Source organism: Paraburkholderia sp. RAU2J (assembly GCF_003634845.1).
Classification (GTDB): Bacteria; Pseudomonadota; Gammaproteobacteria; order Burkholderiales; family Burkholderiaceae; genus Paraburkholderia; species Paraburkholderia fynbosensis.
In genome coordinates, this window is record NZ_RBXG01000002.1 from 585,423 (window position 1) to 605,727 (window position 20,305).

Consider the following 20,305-nt stretch of genomic DNA (forward strand, 5'->3'; position numbering starts at 1 on the left):
GGCAGAAGGCAGACATAGACATGAGACCACTCGACGGTATCAAGGTCGTCACGCTCGAACATGCAATCGCTGCGCCGTTCTGCACGCGTCAACTCGCCGATCTCGGCGCACGGGTGATCAAGATCGAACGCCCCGGCGTCGGCGATTTCGCTCGCGGCTACGACGAGCGCGTGCATGGACTGTCGTCGCATTTCGTCTGGACCAATCGCTCGAAGGAGAGTCTCGCGCTCGATCTGAAGCAGCCCGAAGCAGCGGAGATTCTCGGCGCGCTGGTCGCCGGTGCCGACGTGCTGGTGCAGAACCTCGCGCCGGGCGCGGCGGAGCGGCTAGGTCTCGGCTACGACGCGTTGAGCGCGAAGTACCCGAAGCTGATCGTTTGCGACATCTCCGGTTATGGCGCCGATGGTCCCTATCGCGACAAGAAGGCGTACGACCTGCTGATCCAGAGCGAATCCGGCTTTCTGTCGATCACCGGCTCACCTGGCGCGCCCGCCAAGGCAGGCTGTTCGATCGCGGACATCGCCGCCGGCATGTACGCGTATTCGAACATCCTCAGCGCATTGCTGTTGCGCGGCCGCACGGGACGGGGTTGCCGCATCGACGTGTCGATGCTGGAAAGCATGGTCGAGTGGATGGGTTATCCGCTCTACTACGCGATCGACGGTCAGTCGCCGCCCGCGCTGTCGGGCGCGGCGCACGCAACGATCTATCCGTACGGACCGTTCCCCGCCGGCGACGGCAAGACTGTGATGCTCGGTCTGCAAAACGAGCGCGAATGGAAGCTGTTTTGCGAGCGCGTACTGGAACAACCGCAACTCGCCACCGACGAGCGCTTCGCGTCGAACTCGAAACGCACGTCCGCGCGCGAGGCGTTGCGCGAGGTGATCGTCGCGGCCTTTGCGAAGCTGAGCGCCGCGCAGGTGATCGAGCGGCTCGATCAGGCCGGCATCGCCAACGCGCAGATGAACACGCTCGGCGACGTGTGGGCGCATCCGCAATTGAAGGCGCGCGAGCGTTGGCAGGAAGTCGGCACGGCGGCGGGCGCGGTACCCGCGCTGTTGCCGCCGGGTCTGCCTGCCGACTTCGCACCGCGCATGGACCCGGTGCCCGCACTTGGCGAGCATACCGACGCAATCCTGCGCGAACTCGGGTACGACAGCGCGCGCATCGATGCGCTGCGTGCGGCCGGCACGATCTGAAGCGTCTTTTCGCGCCGGCGTGTGGACGACGCCATGCCGGCAATCCGAACGAACCCCGAACGAACCGACTCCCGCACGCTCATGAACGATCATCCCAGTCTCACGCTTGCCACCTTCGCCGCGCAGCTCGACTTCGACAGCATTCCGCACGCAGTGGTCGAGCGCACCGTCAACCTGTACGTCGACTGGCTCGGCTCGGCCTTGGCCGGTAAGGGCGCACGACCTGTCGAAACCATTGCACGCTTCGCTCGCGAGGCAGCCGGCGCGACGCAGCACGGCCCGTGCGAAGTGTTGATCGACCGCAGCCGCGCCACGCCGTATTTCGCGGCGATGATCAACGGCGCGGCATCGCACTTCGCGGAACAGGACGACGTGCACAACGGCTCCGTGTTTCATCCGGCGACGGTGGTGTTTCCGGTGGCACTTGCGTTGGCTCAAGCGACGCATGCATCGGGGCGTGATTTCGTCGCGGCGGCGGTCGCCGGTTATGAAGTCGGTATCCGCATTGGCGAATTTCTGGGCCGCTCGCACTACAAGGTATTTCACACGACAGGTACGGTCGGCACGATCGCGGCGGCGGCCACCGCCGGACGGCTGCTCGGTTTGTCGCCGACGCAGATGCTCGACGCGTTCGGTTCGGCCGGTACGCAAGCGAGCGGGCTGTGGGAGTTTCTGCGCGACGCCGCCGACTCGAAGCAACTGCACACGGCGATGGCCGCCGCCAACGGACTGATGGCTGCACAACTCGCCGCCGACGGCTTCAAGGGCGCGACGCACATTCTCGAAGGCGCCAAGGGCATGGCGGCGGGCATGTCGAGCGACGCCGATCCGGCACGCCTCGTCGACCGGTTGGGCAGCCGCTGGGCGACCGGGGAAACCTCGTTCAAGTATCACGCGGCGTGCCGTCATACGCATCCCGCCGCGGACGCACTGCTCGCCGTCGTACAGAAACACCGTCTCGCACCACGGGATATAGCGAAGGTGGTTGCGCACGTGCATCAGGGCGCGATCGACGTGCTCGGCGCGGTCGTCACGCCGCGCACCGTGCATCAGGCGAAGTTCAACATGGGCACGGTGCTTGGGCTCGTGGCGCATCACGGCTATGCGGGCGTCACCGAATTCGAACAGGGCTTCGACGCGGATTCGATCGCCGCGTTCCGCGACAACGTCACGATGGCCTTCGATGCCGAGGTCGATGCGGCCTACCCCGCGCGCTGGATCGGCAAGGTCACGGTGACGACCACCGATGGCCGCATCCTGAACGGGCGCGTCGACGAACCGAAGGGCGATCCGGGCAACACGTTGTCGCGCGATGAAATCGCGACCAAGCTGCATCGGCTGGCGGCATTCGCGGGAGCGGCCACCGAAGGCGAAGCGGCGCGTTTGCTCGGCAACGCATGGCATATCGCGGAGCAGACGCAGGTCGGCTCGGTGTTCGAAGCGACATCGCACGCGACGGTGCTCGCATGAGCGCCGCACTGCCCCGTTCGTATCTGTTCGTGCCGGGCAACCGGCCCGAACGCTTCGAGAAAGCGCACGCGGCCGGCGCGGACGCGGTGATCCTCGATCTCGAAGACGCCGTGCAGCCCGATGAAAAATCCATGGCGCTTGCGGCCGTGCTGGCCGCTGTATCGGACGGTGCATCACGACCCGCGTGGGCGCGTGTCAACGGTTCGGATACCGTGTGGTTCGGCGGCGAGGTTGCCGCGCTCGCCAGCCGGCCCGGCGTTGCGGGCATCGTGCTGCCGAAGGCCGAGACGCGCGAGCAGATCGACGCGGTGCTCGCGCACGCGCATCCAGAGTTGAGCGTGTTGCCGATCGTCGAGACCGCCCGAGGCTTCGCGAATCTCTCGGTGTTGTGCGCCGCGCCGCGCGTGCAGCGCATCGTGTTCGGCACGCTCGATTTTCAGATCGATCTCGGCATCGACGGCGATGCCGAGGAGTTGCATCCGTTCCGCTCGCAGATCGTGCTGGCCTCGCGGCTCGCGGGGATCGGCGCGCCGGTGGATGGCGTGTCGACGTCCATCACCGACGCCGATGTTATCGAAGCCGACGCGCGGCGCGGCCGGCGCTTCGGTTTCGGCGGCAAGCTGTGCATTCATCCGAAGCAGATCGACGCGGTGCATCGCGCGTATGCGTGGAGTGAGGCCGAGCAGGCGTGGGCGCGGCGCGTGCTGGCGGCAGTGGAGACCAGCAACGGTGCGGCGGTGGCGGTGGACGGCAAGATGGTCGATATGCCGGTGATCCTGAAGGCTCGCAGGATCGTGGCGGGTCGATAAGCCGCGTTCACACCACGTGTGATTTCGTTGGGCGGCGGGTTGTGTGCGCGAAACGGCGCGGTGCATGGATATGCGCCGCGCCGTTTTGCTTTGCTGCGCGCAGTGCGGGCCATGTGCAACAGAGCCGGGCCGATCGACCCGAATTGCGCTGTCCCATCGGATGCCACCCAGCACCGGGCCGGAACCGTCTCACAGCCTTAACCGCAACAAAACATCGGCTTCCAATAATGCCAATTCCCTCCCCACGCCGGCTGTCGCACTCTTAGCGCTACACGACACGGCGACATCGAACCGTGTCACTCAGGACCCGGCGTCAGAACCGTCGCATGCAAAAAGGCGGCCACGCGGAACTGTTTTGCGCAAGCGGCCCAACCGCGTGCGGCCTCTCAGGAGACAAAGTTTGGCAACCGTCACAGTCAATTCCGGCGCGCGGCTCGACCGCCTGCCCATCACCCGTTTCCACTGGAACATTCTTGGCCTGATCGGCGCGGGCGCTTTCCTCGATGCATTCGATATCTATCTGGCCAACGGCGCGCTCGCGGCGATGGTCAAAAGCGGCTTCACCGATTTGCGGCTCGGCTCGTTTTTCATCTCCGCGACTTTCATGGGCATGATGATCGGCGCGGGTCTGTCCGGCTATCTCGGCGACCGCTTCGGCAGGCGCTATTCGTATCAGGCGAACCTTGCGATCTTCGGCGTCGCGTCGCTTGCCGCGTGCTTCGCGACGAACATTTACTGGCTGATCCTGTTGCGCTTCATCATGGGTGTGGGGCTGGGCGCCGAACTCGTGGTGGCGGCGGGCACGCTGTGCGAATTCGTGCCGCCCGCCACACGCGGACGCTGGACCGCGCTGCTCGCGCTGATCATCAACTCCGGTTTGCTCGGCGCGACCGCGATCGGCTACTGGGTGATTCCGCATCTCGGCTGGCGCTACATGTTTGCGATTGCCGGGTTCGGTGCGCTGATCGTGTGGTTTCTGCGGCATCGGATGCCGGAGTCGCCGCGTTGGCTCGAAACGGTGGGCCGGCTCGACGAAGCCGAGGCCACGGTGTCGGCGATCGAGCGGCAAGTCGAGGCGCGCGTCGGCAAGTTGCCGCCGGTCGCACGCGTGGTCAGTCACGAGGTGCCGGCCGCGCCGTTCTCGGCGCTGTTCGCGCGCGGGATGATCGGCCGCACGCTGGTGGCGGCGTTGACCTGCATGGCGATCAACATGTCGCTGTATGGGTTCGTCGCGTGGCTGCCGACGTTCTTCGTGAAGGAAGGGTTGACGATCGTGCAGTCGCTCGGCTTCGTGCTGCTGATGTCATTCGGTGCGCCGGCCGGCGCGGTGGTCGGCTATTTCGTGACCGACCGGCTCGGGCGTCGCAATGGCATCGTGCTGTTCTCGCTCGTGACGATTCTGCTCGGCTTCGTGTACGTGCAGATGCGCGCGCCGGCGGCGATTTCGGTTGTGGGCTTCGCATTGGTGACGGCGATCTATACCGTCTGCACGCTTGGACTGTTCGGCTATATCCCGGAGCTGTTCCCGACCGCGCATCGGTTGCGCGGAACCGGTATCGCGGGCACGTGCGGACGCGCGGCGTCGATGTCCACGCCTTATGTGGCGCTGCTGCTCTACACGCGATTCGGCGTGACGGGTGTGCTGACGATGGTCGGCGGCGTGCTGCTTCTGCTCAGCGTCGCGATTCTGGCGCTGCGGATCGAGACGAGTCAGCAGACGCTGGAAGATATCTCGCCCGATGCCGATTTGACGCCGCGTGGGGAATTGATGGAGAAGTCCGCGTAGCGGTGCCAGGGAATGCGCGAATGCCTGAAGACGGCCTGGCGACTCGGGCCGTCAATTGCAACCGCGTTCTACCGCGGCGGAATACGCCGGACAGGATCGGGATTGGACGCAAGCGCCGCGCGAAGCCATGCCTCGCTATTGCGCACGCTTGCCCGTTGTGCCGAATGCTTGCCCCGTTGTCGTGCGCGAGTGGCAAGGCCGTATGTCTAGCAAACGCCTGGGGTCATCGCGCCGTTCTCGCATTCGGCGAGCAGTGACAGCAGTTTATCCAGCGCAAACGGCTTGCGAAGAAAGCCCTTCATGGGCAACGAAGGCGCTTCGTCGCTGCCACTTGTCAGGATGACGGGGACCGACGCGAGTCCACTCGTGGCCTGCATCGATTCGATCAGCTCGGCGCCATCCATATTGGGCATGCGCCAGTCGCACACGACGGCGCTCACGCGCGTGCGTTGCAATCGTTTGAATGCTTCGACACCGTCCGCCGCCGTGGCCACTGTGTAGCCACGGCCGACCAGTACGGCACGTAACGCGGACAATGCTTCGGGTTGATCGTCCACGAGTAAAACGCGACTCATGATGCTTATGCCTGAAAAAATCGGGTTTAGTTGCGGTAGTCGTGAGCGCGTGGCGCTCTCGACGGCAGGGAATGCGAACCGGACGGTCGTGCTTGCCTTGTCCGGTCGAGCCGATCAAATAAGCAAGGGATGTGCCAGACGGTCGTCGCGTGGGTACCTTAGACCGGGTTGGCGTTGCGAGGGCGTGCTGTTGTTGAGTTATTCGAGCGCGTCAACGGGGTGTGTCCGCGTCGCGGAGTGCGCGCTTGCGTGGTGGAGAGTGCAACGGACCCATGTCGCGAAGTGAGCACGACGCATGGCTACGCGAGGTAAGCGATTCAACCGTTACCGGTAATCACAGGCATCCAGGACATGGGCTTTGGAAGTGGGAAGGGCGTAAGCCAAAGCATTCTATCAACCAGGCGCGACGTCCAACACGCCACGCCTGTTGCCTGCATCAGGCGACTTCACCCGCCAGTTCCGGCACGAGCGTGAACAGATCACCCGCCAGACCATAATCGGCGACGCTGAAAATCGGCGCTTCCGGGTCCTTGTTGATCGCGACGATCACCTTCGAGTCCTTCATCCCGGCCAGATGCTGGATCGCACCCGAGATGCCCACCGCAACATACAGTTGCGGCGCGACGATCTTGCCGGTCTGGCCGACCTGGTAGTCGTTCGGCACGAAGCCCGCGTCGACTGCCGCGCGCGAGGCACCCAGCGCCGCGTTCAGCTTGTCGGCCAGCGGTTCGAGCACCTTCGTGTAGTTCTCGCCATTGCCCAGACCGCGGCCACCCGAGACGATGATCTTCGCCGACGTCAGTTCCGGACGGTCCAGCTTCGTCACTTCACGGCTCACGAACTGCGACATGCCTGCGTCTGCAGCGGCTTCGATCTTCTCCACCGTTGCGCTGCCGCCTTCGGCTGCCACTGCGTCGAAACCGGTCGAGCGCACCGTGATGACCTTGATCGGATCGGCCGATTGCACCGTTGCGATGGCGTTGCCCGCATAGATCGGACGCTCGAACGTGTCGGCGCTATCCACGGCCGTGATGTCGCTGATCTGCGCGACGTCGAGCTTTGCGGCGATACGCGGCGTGATGTTCTTGCCGTAGGCGCTCGCCGGCGCCAGGATGTGCGTGTAGGCATTCGCCGGGTTTTGCACAAGCGTCATCACGGTCGCTTCGACGTTTTCCGCGAGGCCCGCTTCGAGTTGCGGCGCGTCGGCCAGCAGCACTTTGGACACGCCTGCAATCTTCGCCGCCGCATCGGCCGCCGCCTGCGCGTTATGACCCGCGACCAGCACGTGAACGTCGCCGCCAATCTTCTGCGCCGCGGCGATCGTGTTCAGCGTCGCGGCCTTGATCGACGCGTTGTCGTGTTCTGCCAATACAAGATTAACCAGATTCGTCATTTCGTCCGTCTCCCTCACAGCACCTTGGCTTCAGTCTTCAGCTTCTCGACCAGCGTCTTCACGTCCGGCACCTTCACACCGGCGGAGCGCTTCGGCGGCTCGGCGACTTTCAGCGTCTTCAGACGCGGCGTGACATCGACGCCGAGGTCTTCGGGCTTGACCGTTTCCATCGGCTTTTTCTTCGCCTTCATGATGTTCGGCAGCGTCACGTAGCGCGGCTCGTTCAGGCGCAGATCGGTGGTGACCACGGCCGGCAATGTGAGCGACAGCGTTTCGGCGCCGCCGTCCACTTCGCGCGACACGGTTGCCTTGCCGTCCGCCACGACAACCTTCGAGGCAAACGTCGCTTGCGGCAGATTCGCCAAAGCAGCGAGCATCTGGCCGGTCTGGTTCGAATCGTCGTCGATGGCCTGCTTGCCGAGAATGATCAATGAAGGCTGCTCCTTGTCGACCAGCGCCTTCAGCAGCTTGGCGACCGCCAGCGGCTGCAGTTCTTCCGACGACTCGATCAGGATCGCACGATCCGCGCCGATCGCCAGCGCGGTGCGCAGCGTTTCCTGCGCCTGCGCCACACCGGCCGACACGGCGATCACTTCGGTCGCCACACCGGCTTCCTTCAGGCGCACCGCTTCTTCCACCGCGATTTCATCGAACGGATTCATCGACATCTTCACGTTCGCGATGTCGACACCCGTGCCATCCGACTTGACCCGGACTTTCACGTTGTAATCGACCACTCGTTTGACCGGCACCAGAATCTTCAACACGCTCTCCCCAAATAAAACGCCTGCATCGACAGCAAGCGCGAACCGCTTCACTGTGACAGAGACCACCGGTGCAGGGAATTCGGCTTTTTCGAACGTGTGCTTCGCGCCCGGTTAAGATTGCTGTTTGTCTTGCGAGCGCGCATCGGCGCTTCATCACTGGCTTTCATCATGCATTTCGATTTCGTGGATTTGCGTTTGCTCCTGAATATCGCCGACACGCAGAACCTCGCGCGCGCGGCGGAGCGCTCGCATCTGTCGGCGCCGGCTGCCAGCAACCGGGTCAAGAATCTCGAGGAACAACTGGGTGTCAAGCTGCTGTATCGAACCAGCCAGGGCGTGACGCTGACGCCCGCAGGCGAAGCGTTCGTGCATCATGCGCGACTCGTGCTCGAACGTGTCGAGCATCTGGCGGGCGACATGCAGGAGTACGGCGAAGGCATCAAAGGCCACGTGCGCATCTGGGCCAACACGACTGCGATCAGCGAGTTCATGCCCGCCGTGCTGAGTCATTTTCTGCGCGATCATCCGGACGTCAACATCGATCTGCGCGAAGTGCTGAGCGGCGAAATCGTCAAAGGCGTGGCGGATAGCGCGACGGATATCGGCATCGTCGCGGGCAACGTGCATGCGGAACATCTGGAGATGCTGCCGTATCGCGACGATCGCCTGGTTCTCGTCACATCATGCGATCACGCGCTGGCGAAGCAGGCATCGGTCGATTTCTCGCAGGTGCTCGGCGCGAACTTCGTGAGCCTGCCCACGTCGAGCGCGATCCATGCGTTCATCACGAGCGCCGCCGATGCGCTCGGCGCGCGTCTGAAACTGCGCATCCAGGTCGGCAACTTCGAAGCCGCGTGTCGGATGATCGAAGCGGGCGTGGGCATCGGCATCGTGCCGGAGTCGGTCGCTCTGCGGCACAGGAAGACGATGCAGATCGCGATCGTCGGCTTGAACGATCCTTGGGCCGAACGCAAGCTCAAGATCTGTGTGCGCAGCCTCAAGGACTTGCCGCCGTTCGCGCGGGCACTCGTCGACAGGCTGATGGCGGCGGTGTGAAAGACGCTTTGAAGACCGTTCGGAGACGGCCGATGACGCCGCTGCTGGAAGAGTGAGTTGCGCAGAAGCGGGTGGAATGCGCTGTGGCGCCGGCCTACCCTGAAAGCTCTCTTTCGATTCACCGGCCGGCCGTTGACCTGACTGTGCGTTCGGTCTTCGAGACTCGTGCCGACCGGCTACGGGCGTAGCCATCATGAAGCCTTCGAAACAGTGGTTCCTGCTCGCGGCACGCCGCATCGAGAACGCCGAGGCGCGCGCGATGGCTTACCACGTCGGTTACGTGTACTACCTGTCGAAGCGTACGCAGTTGTACGGCCATGCGTCGATGATCACGAACACCAGCCAATCGACCCAGGGCTTCGACCTGCTCGATTCGAACTATGGGACGGTGACACCGCGATTCGATCCGTGGTTGGTGACCGCGGGGTTGCGCACGTCGTTCTGAGCGGGAGCGCTGGCAGTCCGGAATTCGGGTCTCGTTTCACCGCGACTGTCAGCCCGAACGAATTCCGGCCAGCTTCGGCAACTGGCGTCGCGCTTGCCCGGCCACAGCGCGACGCCGCGCCGACATCCGCCCGGCCTATCAAAGTTTCCTTATGGAAACGTCCCGCGCCACGTCCACTAGCATTTGCCTCCCATCGACATGTTCTTGCAGCCACAAAAACCCGCGTGTATAGTTTCCGAACTTACTCTTGTTTCGCATCGGAAATTAAAGGGGTTTTCATGGACGCTTCCACTATCCTCGCCGATCTCGGCATCGCGCACGCGGCGCAAGCCGGCGACCTCGCGGTTCATTCGCCGATCACCGGCGAGCTCATTGGCCGCGTGGCCGTCAACACGGTGGCGGAAGTCGACACGGCCCTCGCCCGCGCGAAAGACGCGTACACCGCCTGGCGCAACGTGCCGGCGCCGCGCCGCGGCGAACTGGTGCGGCTGCTCGGCAACCGTCTGCGCGAGAAAAAACAGGCGCTCGGCAGCATCATCACGCTCGAAACCGGCAAGATCCTCCAGGAAGGCATGGGCGAAGTGCAGGAAATGATCGACATCTGCGATTTCGCGGTCGGTCTGTCGCGCCAGCTGTACGGCCTGACGATCGCCTCGGAGCGTCCCGGCCACCGGATGGCGGAGACGTGGCACCCCATGGGCACCTGCGTCGTGATCTCGGCGTTCAATTTCCCGGCGGCGGTGTGGTCGTGGAATGCGGCACTCGCGCTGGTCTGCGGCAACGCGGTGATCTGGAAGCCGTCGGAAAAGACGCCGCTCACCGCGCTCGCCGTCAACCAGATTCTCAACGAGGCGCTGCAAGAGTTCGGCGACGCGCCGGCGGGCCTAACCGCGCTGATCAACGGCGGGCGCGACGTGGGCGCGAAGCTGGTGGCCGATCCGCGCGCATCGATCGTCAGCGCGACGGGCAGCACGGAAATGGGCCGCACGGTCGGTGTGGAAGTGGCGAAGCGCTTCGGCCGCTCGCTGCTCGAACTCGGCGGCAACAACGCGGGCATCGTCGCGCAAACCGCCGACCATGAACTTGCGATGCGCGGCATCCTGTTCTCGGCGGTGGGCACGGCGGGGCAGCGCTGCACGTCGCTGCGGCGTCTGTTCGTGCACGAGAGCGTGTATGACAAGACCATCGAACGTCTGAAGCAGCTGTACAGCAAGGTGCCGATCGGCAACCCGCTCGAAAAGGGCACGCTGATGGGGCCGCTGATCGACAAGCAATCCTATGCGCGCATGCAGGAAGCGTTGCAGCAGGCCACGGCCGAAGGCGGCAAGGTGTTCGGCGGCGAGCGTGTCGACGTGGAGGGTTATGAAGGCGGTTACTACGTGCGTCCGGCGATCGTCGAAATGCCGTCGCAAACCTCGGTCGTGCTGAAGGAAACCTTCGCGCCGATTCTCTACGTGCTGCGCTATACCGATTTCGCCGACGCAGTCGAAGCGAACAACGCTGCGGTTCATGGTCTGTCGTCGTGCGTGTTCACGACCGACCTGCGCGAAGCGGAGCGTTTCCTGTCCGATTCGGGCAGCGACTGCGGTATTGCCAACGTCAACATCGGGCCGAGCGGCGCGGAAATCGGCGGCGCGTTTGGTGGCGAGAAGGAAACCGGCGGTGGTCGCGAGTCGGGCTCGGACGCGTGGAAGGCTTACATGCGCCGCGCGACCAATACGGTCAACTACTCGTCGGCATTGCCGCTCGCGCAGGGCATCGACTTCAATATCGGCTGAGCGCGCCGGCAACGCGTTTATGCGCGGCGGCCGTTGCCGCCGCGCGCATCAATGCTCGTCAGCAATCCGTTTGCGCCGCCCGGCGTTTTCAGAGCGGCCACGCTACTCGTGGAGTAAGACGTGAGTTCCAAAGTCGTGATCGTCGGCGGTGGGGTGATCGGCAGCTCGATTGCGTATTTCTTGCGGCTGTCCGATCCGACAGTCGGTGTCACGGTAGTCGAGCGCGATCCGACTTATGCGCGTTCGTCGTCGGCGTTGTCGGCGGCGTCGATCCGTCAGCAATTCTCCACGCCGCTGTCCATTCAGATGTCGCTGTTCGGTATCGAGTTCTTGCGCTCGATCGGCGAGCGGCTCGAAGTCGACGGCACGCGTCCGTCGATCGATCTGCATGAAGGCGGCTATCTGTTTCTCGCGACGGCCGCGGGCGAATCCACGCTCCGCGAGAATCACGCGCTGCAAAAGCGTCTTGGCGCGGATATCAGTCTGCTCGATGCGAGTGGATTGAAGTCGCGCTTTCCCTGGCTCAATACCGATGATCTCGTCGCCGGTGCATACGGCGAAAGCGGCGAGGGCTGGTTCGACGGCTACGGTCTCGTGCAGGCGCTGCGCAAGAAGGCCCTGGCGCTCGGCGCGCGCTACGTCGCCGCCGACGTCACTGCTGTGCAGCGCGACGGCAAACGCGTCACGCAGGTGCAGACCGCGAACGGCGAAACCTATACGTGCGACGTGGTCGTGAACGCCGCCGGCGCCTGGTCGCGACGGGTCGCGCAGATGGTCGGCATCGACCTGCCGGTCTATGCGCGGCGCCGTAGTATTTTCAACGTGAGCTCGCCGGCACGGCTCGAACGCTGTCCGTTGCTGATCGACCCGAGCGGCGTTTACTTCCGGCCTGAAGGCAACGCGTACATTTGCGGCACGTCGCCCGCTGCGGACCGCGACCCCGACGATCTGCCGCTCGACGAGGTCGATCACGCACTGTTCGACGACGTGATCTGGCCGACGCTCGCGCATCGTGTGCCGCAATTTGAAGCGCTGCGCGTGCAGAACTGCTGGTCCGGTTACTACGAATACAACGTGCTCGATCAGAACGCGATCATCGGTTATCACCCTGACGTCGACAACTGCATTTTCGCCAACGGTTTCAGCGGACACGGCTTGCAGCAAGGTCCAGCGACGGGACGCGGCATCAGCGAACTGATTCTGCACGGTCGCTACACGACACTCGACCTCGCTTCGCTCAGCTTCGCACGTGTGCTCGACAACCGGCCGATCGTGGAGAAGAACGTGGTGTAGCCGCGCGTCCGGTTGATGCGGAAAATGCAATACGTAGTGCGTAGATATCGTTTGCCGCGCACCCGGACGATGGCCACAATCGACGCCGGTCTTCCCCTCGACAGATAAATCGATCCAGAGCGGCCCGTCATCATGTTCACGTTCAGTCCCGCATTCGAAGCACCGACCGGCTCGCCAATTCGCGAGCTGTTCAAGTATCTCGCGCAGCCCGGCATGATCTCGTTCGCGGGCGGTTATCCGGCCAGCGATCTGTTCGATCGTGAAGGGCTCGACGCTGCCGCTGCGCGCGCGTCGCAACAGCCCACGCTGTGTCTGCAGTACGGTCCGACTGATGGCCTCGCGGTCCTCAAGGAACAGCTTGCGCAGTTGATGGCGCGCCGCGGCACGCCATGCGCGCCGCAGGATCTGCTCGTGACGACTGGTTCGCAGCAGGGCTTCGATCTGCTGCTGCGCGTACTGGTCGCGCCTGGCGACGTGGTGCTGGTCGAACAGCCCGCCTATCCAGCGACCTTGCAGGCGCTGAAACTGCAACAGGCGGACGTCGTGACGGTGCCCGTCGATCGGCACGGGCTCGATGTCGACGCGCTCGCCGCGCTGCTCGAAGCCGGCACGCTGCGCGCTACACCGAAGCTGCTGTACACGGTCCCGACGTTCGCCAATCCTACCGGCGCAACCTTGTCGCTCGAACGGCGCATGGCGTTGTTGAAGCTGGCGGCGCGTCACCGCTTTCTGATCGTCGAGGACGACCCGTACGGCGACTTGCGCTTCAGCGCCGAGGCCTTGCCGTCGCTCCTCGCGTTGAGCGAGCGGGTGCCGGCATCGCGCGACTGGGTGGTGCATTTTTCGAGTCTGTCGAAGATCGTCGCGCCGGGCTTGCGGGTCGGCTGGATGGTCGCGCATGCGGAAATTCTGCGTCGCTGCGTGGTCGCCAAGCAGACCGTCGATCTGTGCAGTTCGTCGTGGACTCAGGCGATTGCCGCGGAGTATCTCGCGAGCGGGGCGCTGGAGCACCATTTGCCGCGCATCGTCGACGCGTATGCGGGGAAGTGCCGCGCGCTGTGTGATGCGCTCGATGCGCAATTGCCACAGGACATCGCGTTTCATCGCCCGGCCGGCGGTATGTTCGTATGGGCGCGATCGAAGGCGGGAGGGAATGCGGCCGATTATTTGCGTGTTTGTATCGAGCAGAACGTGATGTTCGTGCCGGGCGTCGCGTTCTATAAAGACAATGTCGATGTGGCGGCGCTGCGTCTGTCGTTCGCCGCGCCGGGCGTTGAGGATATCGAAACGGGTGTGCAGAGAATGAGGCTTGCCCTCGAACGTTTCGTCGAGGCGCGATAGAGCGATTAACAGGCGTTGCAGCGTGTTTTTAATTTCGCCTGACAAGCAGCGTGCCGCGCGAGTTCGTTTGGCCGTTCACACACGGCTGAGAAGGAGCAACTGCAACCACGGCTCGCCGCTTGCGAAAGCGCTTTGACGGCGCTGCAATGAACAACGGCTCGCGCGGTATGCGCGAAGCCTGCGACTCATTGAGAGCGCGCGCATGAAAATCAATGCGCTCAATGAGTTGGCTGACTCATGGGCATGTTGTCCACAGGCTTGTGCCCAGTTTCTGTGGACAACAAACCTTGTGCAGCGGCAGTCGCGCGCATGCCAGGTCATCCTCATAAATTCGAGTCCGATTCCCGCTCTTCCACCACATCCCGCGTCGCCGACCAATAAGGCGGCCGGTTGTAGTGCGCGTGCACGGACGTGCCCCACTGCATATCCGCCATCGAAGGCCAGTTGTCCTTGTCAAAACTGGGCGCGGTTTTGATTCGCTCGGCGGATGCGTCGAGCAGGAAGCATTTGTCGTCCGTGTCGAGCGTGAGGGCGCTCCACGGAATGGCGTGCAGCGAGTCGCCTATACCGAGAAAGCCCCCGCTGGACAGCACCGCATACGCGATCCGTCCGCCACGCACGTCGAGCATGATGGCGGAGATCTTGCCGACATGTTCGCCATCGGATGACATCACCTTGTTGCCGTCGAGCGTGGATGCGGCCATTACATCCGGTCCGGGACCGTCGCCCATACCTACTCCGACGATGTTTGCGCCTTGCTCGCCGGCGGCTGCCGGCCCTTGGGGATCGAGCGTAGTCATGGTCTGCTCCTCGTGAAAAAGCATGCACAGGGACGCGCAACGACTATGCCCAGCCGGGAAGGTGGACTGGGTGGAAAGCGGCGCACGGTCGGGGTTGGCTGTGACTCGCTGGCTCGGGCTGTGAAGCCGGTGCGTGTTACGCGGCCGGGTGGCGCCGAGGCGCGCAAATTGGTCACTGCGCACACGTCTGGCGGGTGAAAGTTACGCGCCGGCTTGCGCTTACCGCGCCTTACAGTTGCTCAAGATGCGGCCAATCCGCGTCGATAGATTTCGTGACCGGCGGTGCGTCGAACCCCGGCCCGTCATGCGCGACGCCATCACCCAGCAGGTTTGATGCGCAGCGGCCAATGGCACAGCACATGTCTTGAGCGTATCGAACGGAGATAGCCATGCAAATCGACAGCGCATTGTCGTCGACCCGACTGGCAGCGGATCGCGCGGCGGCGAACAGCCTGCCCGCAGCGAACGACGCCACCGCCGCGCAGACCGCGACATCGACGAGATCCGCGCAGGACGACGCCGTCCATATCTCCGCCGAAGGCGCAGCCGCGGTGGATCAGGATGGAAACACGGTGCAGGAAGAGGTGGGGAGCGATTCCACGACGACAGAGAGCGCGCCGGCAACGGGCGCTTCGGCAGTGCAGTCGTTTGCGTACGGCACGCTCGGACTCGAACGGCCGGACCAGCGTCACGACGACAGCAATGCGTTCTACACGGCTGGGCGTTGGCTGGCAGCGGGCATCACCGTGGGCGGGATCGTTTCGCTGCTTGTTTGAGGAGGGAGGGGCGCTTGCCGCGCGGGACGCACGGCAAGCGCGATCGCTAATTTAGCGGTCGAGGAACGACTTCAGTCGATCGGCGCGGCTCGGATGCATCAGCTTGCGCATGGCCTTGCTTTCGATCTGACGAATCCGCTCGCGCGTCACGTCGAACTGCTTGCCGACTTCTTCGAGCGTGTGGTCCGACTTCGTGTTGATGCCGTAGCGCATACGCAGCACCTTCGCTTCGCGCGGCGACAGCGAGTCGAGCGCATCGTCGATGGCGGCGCGCAAGTCGGCTTGCATCGCCGCATCGGCCGGCGAGGACGCGGCCGAGTCTTCGATCATGTCGCCGAGCGTGGCGTCGCCGTCGTCGCCGACCGGCGTTTCCATTGACACAGGCTGCTTGGCGATCTTCAGAATGCCGCGCACCTTCTCTTCCGACAGTTCCATGCGTTCCGCGAGCACCGACGGATGTGCTTCCATACCCGTCTGCTGCAGGATTTCGCGTGAAATGCGGTTGAGCTTGTTGATCGTTTCGATCATGTGCACCGGCACGCGAATCGTGCGGGCCTGGTCGGCGAGCGAACGCGTCACGGCCTGGCGGACCCACCACGTTGCATACGTCGAAAACTTCCAGCCGCGCCGGTATTCGAACTTGTCCACGGCTTTCATCAAGCCGATGTTGCCTTCCTGGATCAGATCGAGGAACAGCATGCCGCGGTTCACGTACTTCTTCGCGATCGAGATCACGAGACGCAGATTCGCCTCGATCATCTCGCTCTTGGCCTTGCGCATCTTCGATTCGGCCGCGACCATCTTGCGGTTGACCTCTTTCAGATGCTTCAGCGGCAGCGAAACGGTGGCTTCGATTTCGATCAGTTTCTGCTGTTCGGACTGAATTGCCGGGAGATGACGCTCCAGTGCCGCGCCGTACGAGGTGTTGCCACGCGCTGCGCGTTCCGTCCAACCGAGATCGGCTTCGTGGCCGCCAAACGACTCGATGAACTTCTCGCGCGGCATGCCGCTCTTCGTGACGACGATTTGCAGAATGTTGCGCTCGATCGCGCGCACTTGCGCGACCTGGTACTGGACGTCGCCGCACAGGCGGTCGATCGTGCGTGCGGTGAAGCGGATCTTGGCGAGGTGCTGCTGGATCTCTTCACGCGCGCGCAGATACGCTTTCGACGTGACATCGCCGCGCGTGTGCGACGCGTTCATCTGATCGGACAGCATGCCGACCTGGGCGAAGATTTCGAGGCAGTCGCTCGTGAGCTGCTTCAGGCGCGCTTCGTCCGCGGCCGACGAGTCGGCCGGGCCGACGTCGTCGTCGCTATCGCTGTCGTCGTCTTCGCCGGCGTCCGTGTCGACGTCGGCTGCCGTGTCGGCGCTCGCCTCATCTTCCGCCGCGACCGTGTCTTCATTCAGACCGTCGACCAGTTCGTCGATGCGCAGCTCGCCGTCGGCGACCTGCTGGGCGCTCGCCAGAATCGCTGAGATCGCGAGCGGGCAGGCGGCAATGGCTTGCACCATTTCATGGAGGCCGTCTTCGATGCGCTTCGCAATGGCGATTTCGCCGGCGCGCGTCAGCAGTTCGGTCGCGCCCATTTCGCGCATATACATGCGCACCGGGTCGGTCGTGCGGCCGAATTCGGAGTCGACGGTCGACAACGCGACTTCGGTTTCCTCGTCCGCTTGATCGTCCGACACTACGGCGGGAGCGTTCGAGTTGAGCAGCAGGGTTTCCGCGTCGGGGGCCTGTTCGTAGACCTGCACGCCCATGTCGCCGAACGCGCTGACGATGCTGTCGATTGCCGCGGTTTGTGCGAAGTTGTCGGGCAGATGGTCGTTGATCTGCGCGTGGGTCAGGTAACCTTGCTCCTTACCCAGCTGGATCAGCGCGCGCATCTGGCGCTGACGTTCTTCGGCTTGTTGCGGCGGCAATTCGGCCGCAACGGGGATCGCTTTGCCGGCGCCCTTGCCCTTGGACGTGCGACCGGAGGGGGCTTTGCCGCTGTAGCCGGCGTTTTCGTGTTGCGAATCTTCGCGATCAAAAGGGTTCACGTATTCTCCTCTAGAGGCTTCGCTATGAGACGCAAGACGCGACCGTCAGGCGTTTCGAGCATGGCTCAACATCACCTGAGTGACTCAACGCGGTTGTTTGGGTGTGCTCTCGGGGAGCAAAAAAGATGAGCCCGCTTGAAGCGGGCCGATAGAAATAAGCGAAATTCGCGCGGCTCGCATTATATACGAGCTTGCGCCTTCGCGCTCATGGGGGCACACCAATTAATCGTGCAAGTTGTCGCGGGGGCGCTTGCGGCCTGCCCGGGAGCGTGCAGCGGCATGCTTTGAGCGACGCGACGACGTCTGCTTGGAGGTTGCACGTTGCTTTCTGCATATGTAGGAACCGTTTGTCCTCCTGCGACGAGATCAGTTCCGTCGCTCTCGCCCTATATAGACGGCGTGCATGCTCTGGTGTTGTGCCACGTGTGTGTTCAAAGAAAATTCACGGAAGGGGCTTGACGCCATAGCGGCCGTTCTCCATAATCTCGTTTCTCTGCTGCGGATGCAGCGACGCAGAACGACGCGGTGCCGGGTGGTTGAAGTGGGTGCTGTGCGTGAGCGGATCGATCTTTAAAAATTAACAGCCGATAAGTGTGGGCGCTTGATGCGGGACGCGACGGTGGATTCTGCGGAATCTGCCGTAAAAGCGGAAGTATCAAGTCTCACACAGTAATGAAAGGAAGGTTTGGCCATCGGGAGATGGTCGGACACTTCGTCAGTACGTTGAGTGAGCGACCGGTTTCGAAAGAGACCGAAAAACAGTAACAGGTTTGAACTGAAGAGTTTGATCCTGGCTCAGATTGAACGCTGGCGGCATGCCTTACACATGCAAGTCGGACGGCAGCACGGACTTCGGTCTGGTGGCGAGTGGCGAACGGGTGAGTAATACATCGGAACGTGTCCTGGAGTGGGGGATAGCCCGGCGAAAGCCGGATTAATACCGCATACGCTCTGCGGAGGAAAGCGGGGGATCTTTCGGGACCTCGCGCTCAAGGGGCGGCCGATGGCAGATTAGCTAGTTGGTGGGGTAAAGGCCTACCAAGGCGACGATCTGTAGCTGGTCTGAGAGGACGACCAGCCACACTGGGACTGAGACACGGCCCAGACTCCTACGGGAGGCAGCAGTGGGGAATTTTGGACAATGGGCGCAAGCCTGATCCAGCAATGCCGCGTGTGTGAAGAAGGCCTTCGGGTTGTAAAGCACTTTTGTCCGGAAAGAAATCCTTTGGGCGAATACCCTGGGGGGATGACGGTACCGGAAGAATAAGCACCGGCTAACTACGTGCCAGCAGCCGCGGTAATACGTAGGGTGCAAGCGTTAATCGGAATTACTGGGCGTAAAGCGTGCGCAGGCGGTTCGCTAAGACAGATGTGAAATCCCCGGGCTTAACCTGGGAACTGCATTTGTGACTGGCGGGCTAGAGTATGGCAGAGGGGGGTAGAATTCCACGTGTAGCAGTGAAATGCGTAGAGATGTGGAGGAATACCGATGGCGAAGGCAGCCCCCTGGGCCAATACTGACGCTCATGCACGAAAGCGTGGGGAGCAAACAGGATTAGATACCCTGGTAGTCCACGCCCTAAACGATGTCAACTAGTTGTCGGGTCTTCATTGACTTGGTAACGTAGCTAACGCGTGAAGTTGACCGCCTGGGGAGTACGGTCGCAAGATTAAAACTCAAAGGAATTGACGGGGACCCGCACAAGCGGTGGATGATGTGGATTAATTCGATGCAACGCGAAAAACCTTACCTACCCTTGACATGTATGGAACCTGGCCGAGAGGCCGGGGTGCCCGAAAGGGAGCCATAACACAGGTGCTGCATGGCTGTCGTCAGCTCGTGTCGTGAGATGTTGGGTTAAGTCCCGCAACGAGCGCAACCCTTGTCCCTAGTTGCTACGCAAGAGCACTCCAGGGAGACTGCCGGTGACAAACCGGAGGAAGGTGGGGATGACGTCAAGTCCTCATGGCCCTTATGGGTAGGGCTTCACACGTCATACAATGGTCGGAACAGAGGGTTGCCAAGCCGCGAGGTGGAGCCAATCCCAGAAAACCGATCGTAGTCCGGATCGCACTCTGCAACTCGGGTGCGTGAAGCTGGAATCGCTAGTAATCGCGGATCAGCATGCCGCGGTGAATACGTTCCCGGGTCTTGTACACACCGCCCGTCACACCATGGGAGTGGGTTTCACCAGAAGTAGGTAGCCTAACCGCAAGGAGGGCGCTTACCACGGTGGGATTCATGACTGGGGTGAAGTCGTAACAAGGTAGCCGTATCGGAAGGTGCGGCTGGATCACCTCCTTTCTCGAGCTAAGCGCGTCAGAAGTGTTGAGCGCTCACGCTTATCGGCTGTGAAAAAGACAGACTCAGGGGTCTGTAGCTCAGCCGGTTAGAGCACCGTCTTGATAAGGCGGGGGTCGATGGTTCGAATCCATCCAGACCCACCAAAGTCTTGTCTGGTGAGCTGACCGGCTAAAAACCTCTGGGGTATCTGCATGACTGGGGGATTAGCTCAGCTGGGAGAGCACCTGCTTTGCAAGCAGGGGGTCGTCGGTTCGATCCCGTCATCCTCCACCAATCCTCAATGCTGGTTTGTCTGCATGCGCTAACGGGAGTTGGCGGTGTAGTGAAACAAGCATTGGCGATTGAGCCAGTCAGAGCGATACGCAATCAGGGATTGCGCGATCGGCTGTCGTTCTTTAACAATCAGGAAGAAGTAGTAAAGAGATTCACGAAAGCCTGCCTGGAGATGGGGAGGTGAGTAGGTGAA

General features: G+C 62.7%; 15 protein-coding genes, 2 tRNA genes and 1 rRNA gene. 13 read left to right on the forward strand and 5 right to left on the reverse strand.

Annotation, left to right across the window (positions count from 1 at the left end):
- The first annotated feature begins 20 nt into the window (after positions 1–20).
- The 4 genes from B0G69_RS20055 to B0G69_RS20070 all read left to right on the forward strand — a co-directional run bounded on the left by B0G69_RS20055 (position 21) and on the right by B0G69_RS20070 (position 5,264).
- A complete protein-coding gene (locus B0G69_RS20055) occupies positions 21–1,199 on the forward strand; it encodes a CaiB/BaiF CoA-transferase family protein (RefSeq protein ID WP_121320373.1) in 1,179 nt (392 codons plus the stop codon).
- An 81-nt stretch (positions 1,200–1,280) separates the two neighbouring features.
- On the forward strand, positions 1,281–2,669 hold the full coding sequence (locus B0G69_RS20060; RefSeq protein WP_121320375.1) for an MmgE/PrpD family protein: 1,389 nt from the start codon (positions 1,281–1,283) through the stop codon (positions 2,667–2,669).
- Positions 2,666–3,478: a CoA ester lyase gene (locus B0G69_RS20065; RefSeq protein ID WP_121320377.1), complete on the forward strand. Its 813-nt coding sequence runs from the start codon at positions 2,666–2,668 to the stop codon at positions 3,476–3,478. Before B0G69_RS20060 ends, B0G69_RS20065 begins: the two co-directional genes overlap by 4 nt.
- Positions 3,479–3,878: 400 nt before the next feature.
- The gene (locus B0G69_RS20070; RefSeq protein WP_121320379.1) at positions 3,879–5,264 is read left to right on the forward strand and encodes an MFS transporter; all 1,386 of its coding nucleotides are present in this window, start codon (positions 3,879–3,881) and stop codon (positions 5,262–5,264) included.
- Positions 5,265–5,470: 206 nt separating this feature from the next.
- On the opposite strand, the gene B0G69_RS20075 is transcribed toward B0G69_RS20070, so the two are convergent.
- The 3 genes from B0G69_RS20075 to B0G69_RS20085 form a co-directional block, all read right to left on the reverse strand.
- Complete coding sequence (locus B0G69_RS20075; protein ID WP_121320381.1) at positions 5,471–5,839, reverse strand: response regulator; 369 nt, start codon at positions 5,837–5,839, stop codon at positions 5,471–5,473.
- 436 nt (positions 5,840–6,275) lie between these two features.
- Positions 6,276–7,223, reverse strand: a complete 948-nt coding sequence (locus B0G69_RS20080; protein ID WP_121323785.1) for an FAD-binding protein — start codon at positions 7,221–7,223, stop codon at positions 6,276–6,278.
- Between the two features lie 23 nt (positions 7,224–7,246).
- A complete protein-coding gene (locus B0G69_RS20085) occupies positions 7,247–7,996 on the reverse strand; it encodes an electron transfer flavoprotein subunit beta/FixA family protein (protein WP_121323784.1) in 750 nt (249 codons plus the stop codon).
- 171 nt (positions 7,997–8,167) lie between these two features.
- On the opposite strand from B0G69_RS20085, the gene B0G69_RS20090 reads away from it, so the two are divergent.
- The 5 genes from B0G69_RS20090 (at position 8,168) to B0G69_RS20110 (ending at position 13,912) form a co-directional block, all read left to right on the forward strand.
- Positions 8,168–9,055, forward strand: a complete 888-nt coding sequence (locus tag B0G69_RS20090) for a LysR family transcriptional regulator (RefSeq protein WP_121323786.1) — start codon at positions 8,168–8,170, stop codon at positions 9,053–9,055.
- A 193-nt stretch (positions 9,056–9,248) separates the two neighbouring features.
- Positions 9,249–9,500 carry a hypothetical protein gene (locus B0G69_RS20095; protein WP_121320383.1) on the forward strand — a complete coding sequence of 84 codons (252 nt, stop codon included), beginning with the start codon at positions 9,249–9,251 and terminating at the stop codon, positions 9,498–9,500.
- Between the two features lie 278 nt (positions 9,501–9,778).
- Positions 9,779–11,278 (forward strand): aldehyde dehydrogenase family protein, encoded by a 1,500-nt coding sequence (locus tag B0G69_RS20100; protein WP_121320385.1) that lies wholly within the window; start codon positions 9,779–9,781, stop codon positions 11,276–11,278.
- 120 nt (positions 11,279–11,398) lie between these two features.
- On the forward strand, positions 11,399–12,571 hold the full coding sequence (locus B0G69_RS20105) for an FAD-binding oxidoreductase (RefSeq protein ID WP_121320387.1): 1,173 nt from the start codon (positions 11,399–11,401) through the stop codon (positions 12,569–12,571).
- A 132-nt stretch (positions 12,572–12,703) separates the two neighbouring features.
- Positions 12,704–13,912 (forward strand): PLP-dependent aminotransferase family protein, encoded by a 1,209-nt coding sequence (locus B0G69_RS20110; RefSeq protein ID WP_121320389.1) that lies wholly within the window; start codon positions 12,704–12,706, stop codon positions 13,910–13,912.
- Between the two features lie 323 nt (positions 13,913–14,235).
- On the opposite strand, the gene B0G69_RS20115 is transcribed toward B0G69_RS20110, so the two are convergent.
- Positions 14,236–14,712: a PRC-barrel domain-containing protein gene (locus B0G69_RS20115; protein ID WP_121320391.1), complete on the reverse strand. Its 477-nt coding sequence runs from the start codon at positions 14,710–14,712 to the stop codon at positions 14,236–14,238.
- Positions 14,713–15,101: 389 nt separating this feature from the next.
- Between B0G69_RS20115 and B0G69_RS20120 the strand changes: the two genes are divergently transcribed.
- Complete coding sequence (locus B0G69_RS20120) at positions 15,102–15,488, forward strand: hypothetical protein (protein WP_121320393.1); 387 nt, start codon at positions 15,102–15,104, stop codon at positions 15,486–15,488.
- A 51-nt stretch (positions 15,489–15,539) separates the two neighbouring features.
- On the opposite strand, the gene rpoD is transcribed toward B0G69_RS20120, so the two are convergent.
- Positions 15,540–17,534: an RNA polymerase sigma factor RpoD gene (gene rpoD / locus B0G69_RS20125; protein WP_121320395.1), complete on the reverse strand. Its 1,995-nt coding sequence runs from the start codon at positions 17,532–17,534 to the stop codon at positions 15,540–15,542.
- 772 nt (positions 17,535–18,306) lie between these two features.
- Between rpoD and B0G69_RS20130 the strand changes: the two genes are divergently transcribed.
- The 3 genes from B0G69_RS20130 (at position 18,307) to B0G69_RS20140 (ending at position 20,112) form a co-directional block, all read left to right on the forward strand.
- Positions 18,307–19,839: ribosomal RNA gene (locus tag B0G69_RS20130) — 16S ribosomal RNA — on the forward strand.
- Positions 19,840–19,905: 66 nt separating this feature from the next.
- Positions 19,906–19,982 (forward strand) — tRNA-Ile (locus tag B0G69_RS20135).
- Positions 19,983–20,036: 54 nt separating this feature from the next.
- A tRNA-Ala gene (locus B0G69_RS20140) sits at positions 20,037–20,112 on the forward strand.
- Positions 20,113–20,305 lie beyond the last annotated feature (193 nt).

What these genes read in the sequence shown, in the direction of transcription:
- B0G69_RS20055 (WP_121320373.1), top strand. Translation starts at nt 21, where the DNA reads ATGAGACCACTCGACGGTATCAAGGTCGTCACGCTCGAACATGCAATC.
- B0G69_RS20060 (WP_121320375.1), top strand. Translation starts at nt 1,281, where the DNA reads ATGAACGATCATCCCAGTCTCACGCTTGCCACCTTCGCCGCGCAGCTC.
- B0G69_RS20065 (WP_121320377.1), top strand. Translation starts at nt 2,666, where the DNA reads ATGAGCGCCGCACTGCCCCGTTCGTATCTGTTCGTGCCGGGCAACCGG.
- B0G69_RS20075 (WP_121320381.1), bottom strand. Translation starts at nt 5,839, where the DNA reads ATGAGTCGCGTTTTACTCGTGGACGATCAACCCGAAGCATTGTCCGCG.
- B0G69_RS20090 (WP_121323786.1), top strand. Translation starts at nt 8,168, where the DNA reads ATGCATTTCGATTTCGTGGATTTGCGTTTGCTCCTGAATATCGCCGAC.
- B0G69_RS20095 (WP_121320383.1), top strand. Translation starts at nt 9,249, where the DNA reads ATGAAGCCTTCGAAACAGTGGTTCCTGCTCGCGGCACGCCGCATCGAG.
- B0G69_RS20100 (WP_121320385.1), top strand. Translation starts at nt 9,779, where the DNA reads ATGGACGCTTCCACTATCCTCGCCGATCTCGGCATCGCGCACGCGGCG.
- B0G69_RS20110 (WP_121320389.1), top strand. Translation starts at nt 12,704, where the DNA reads ATGTTCACGTTCAGTCCCGCATTCGAAGCACCGACCGGCTCGCCAATT.
- B0G69_RS20115 (WP_121320391.1), bottom strand. Translation starts at nt 14,712, where the DNA reads ATGACTACGCTCGATCCCCAAGGGCCGGCAGCCGCCGGCGAGCAAGGC.
- B0G69_RS20120 (WP_121320393.1), top strand. Translation starts at nt 15,102, where the DNA reads ATGCAAATCGACAGCGCATTGTCGTCGACCCGACTGGCAGCGGATCGC.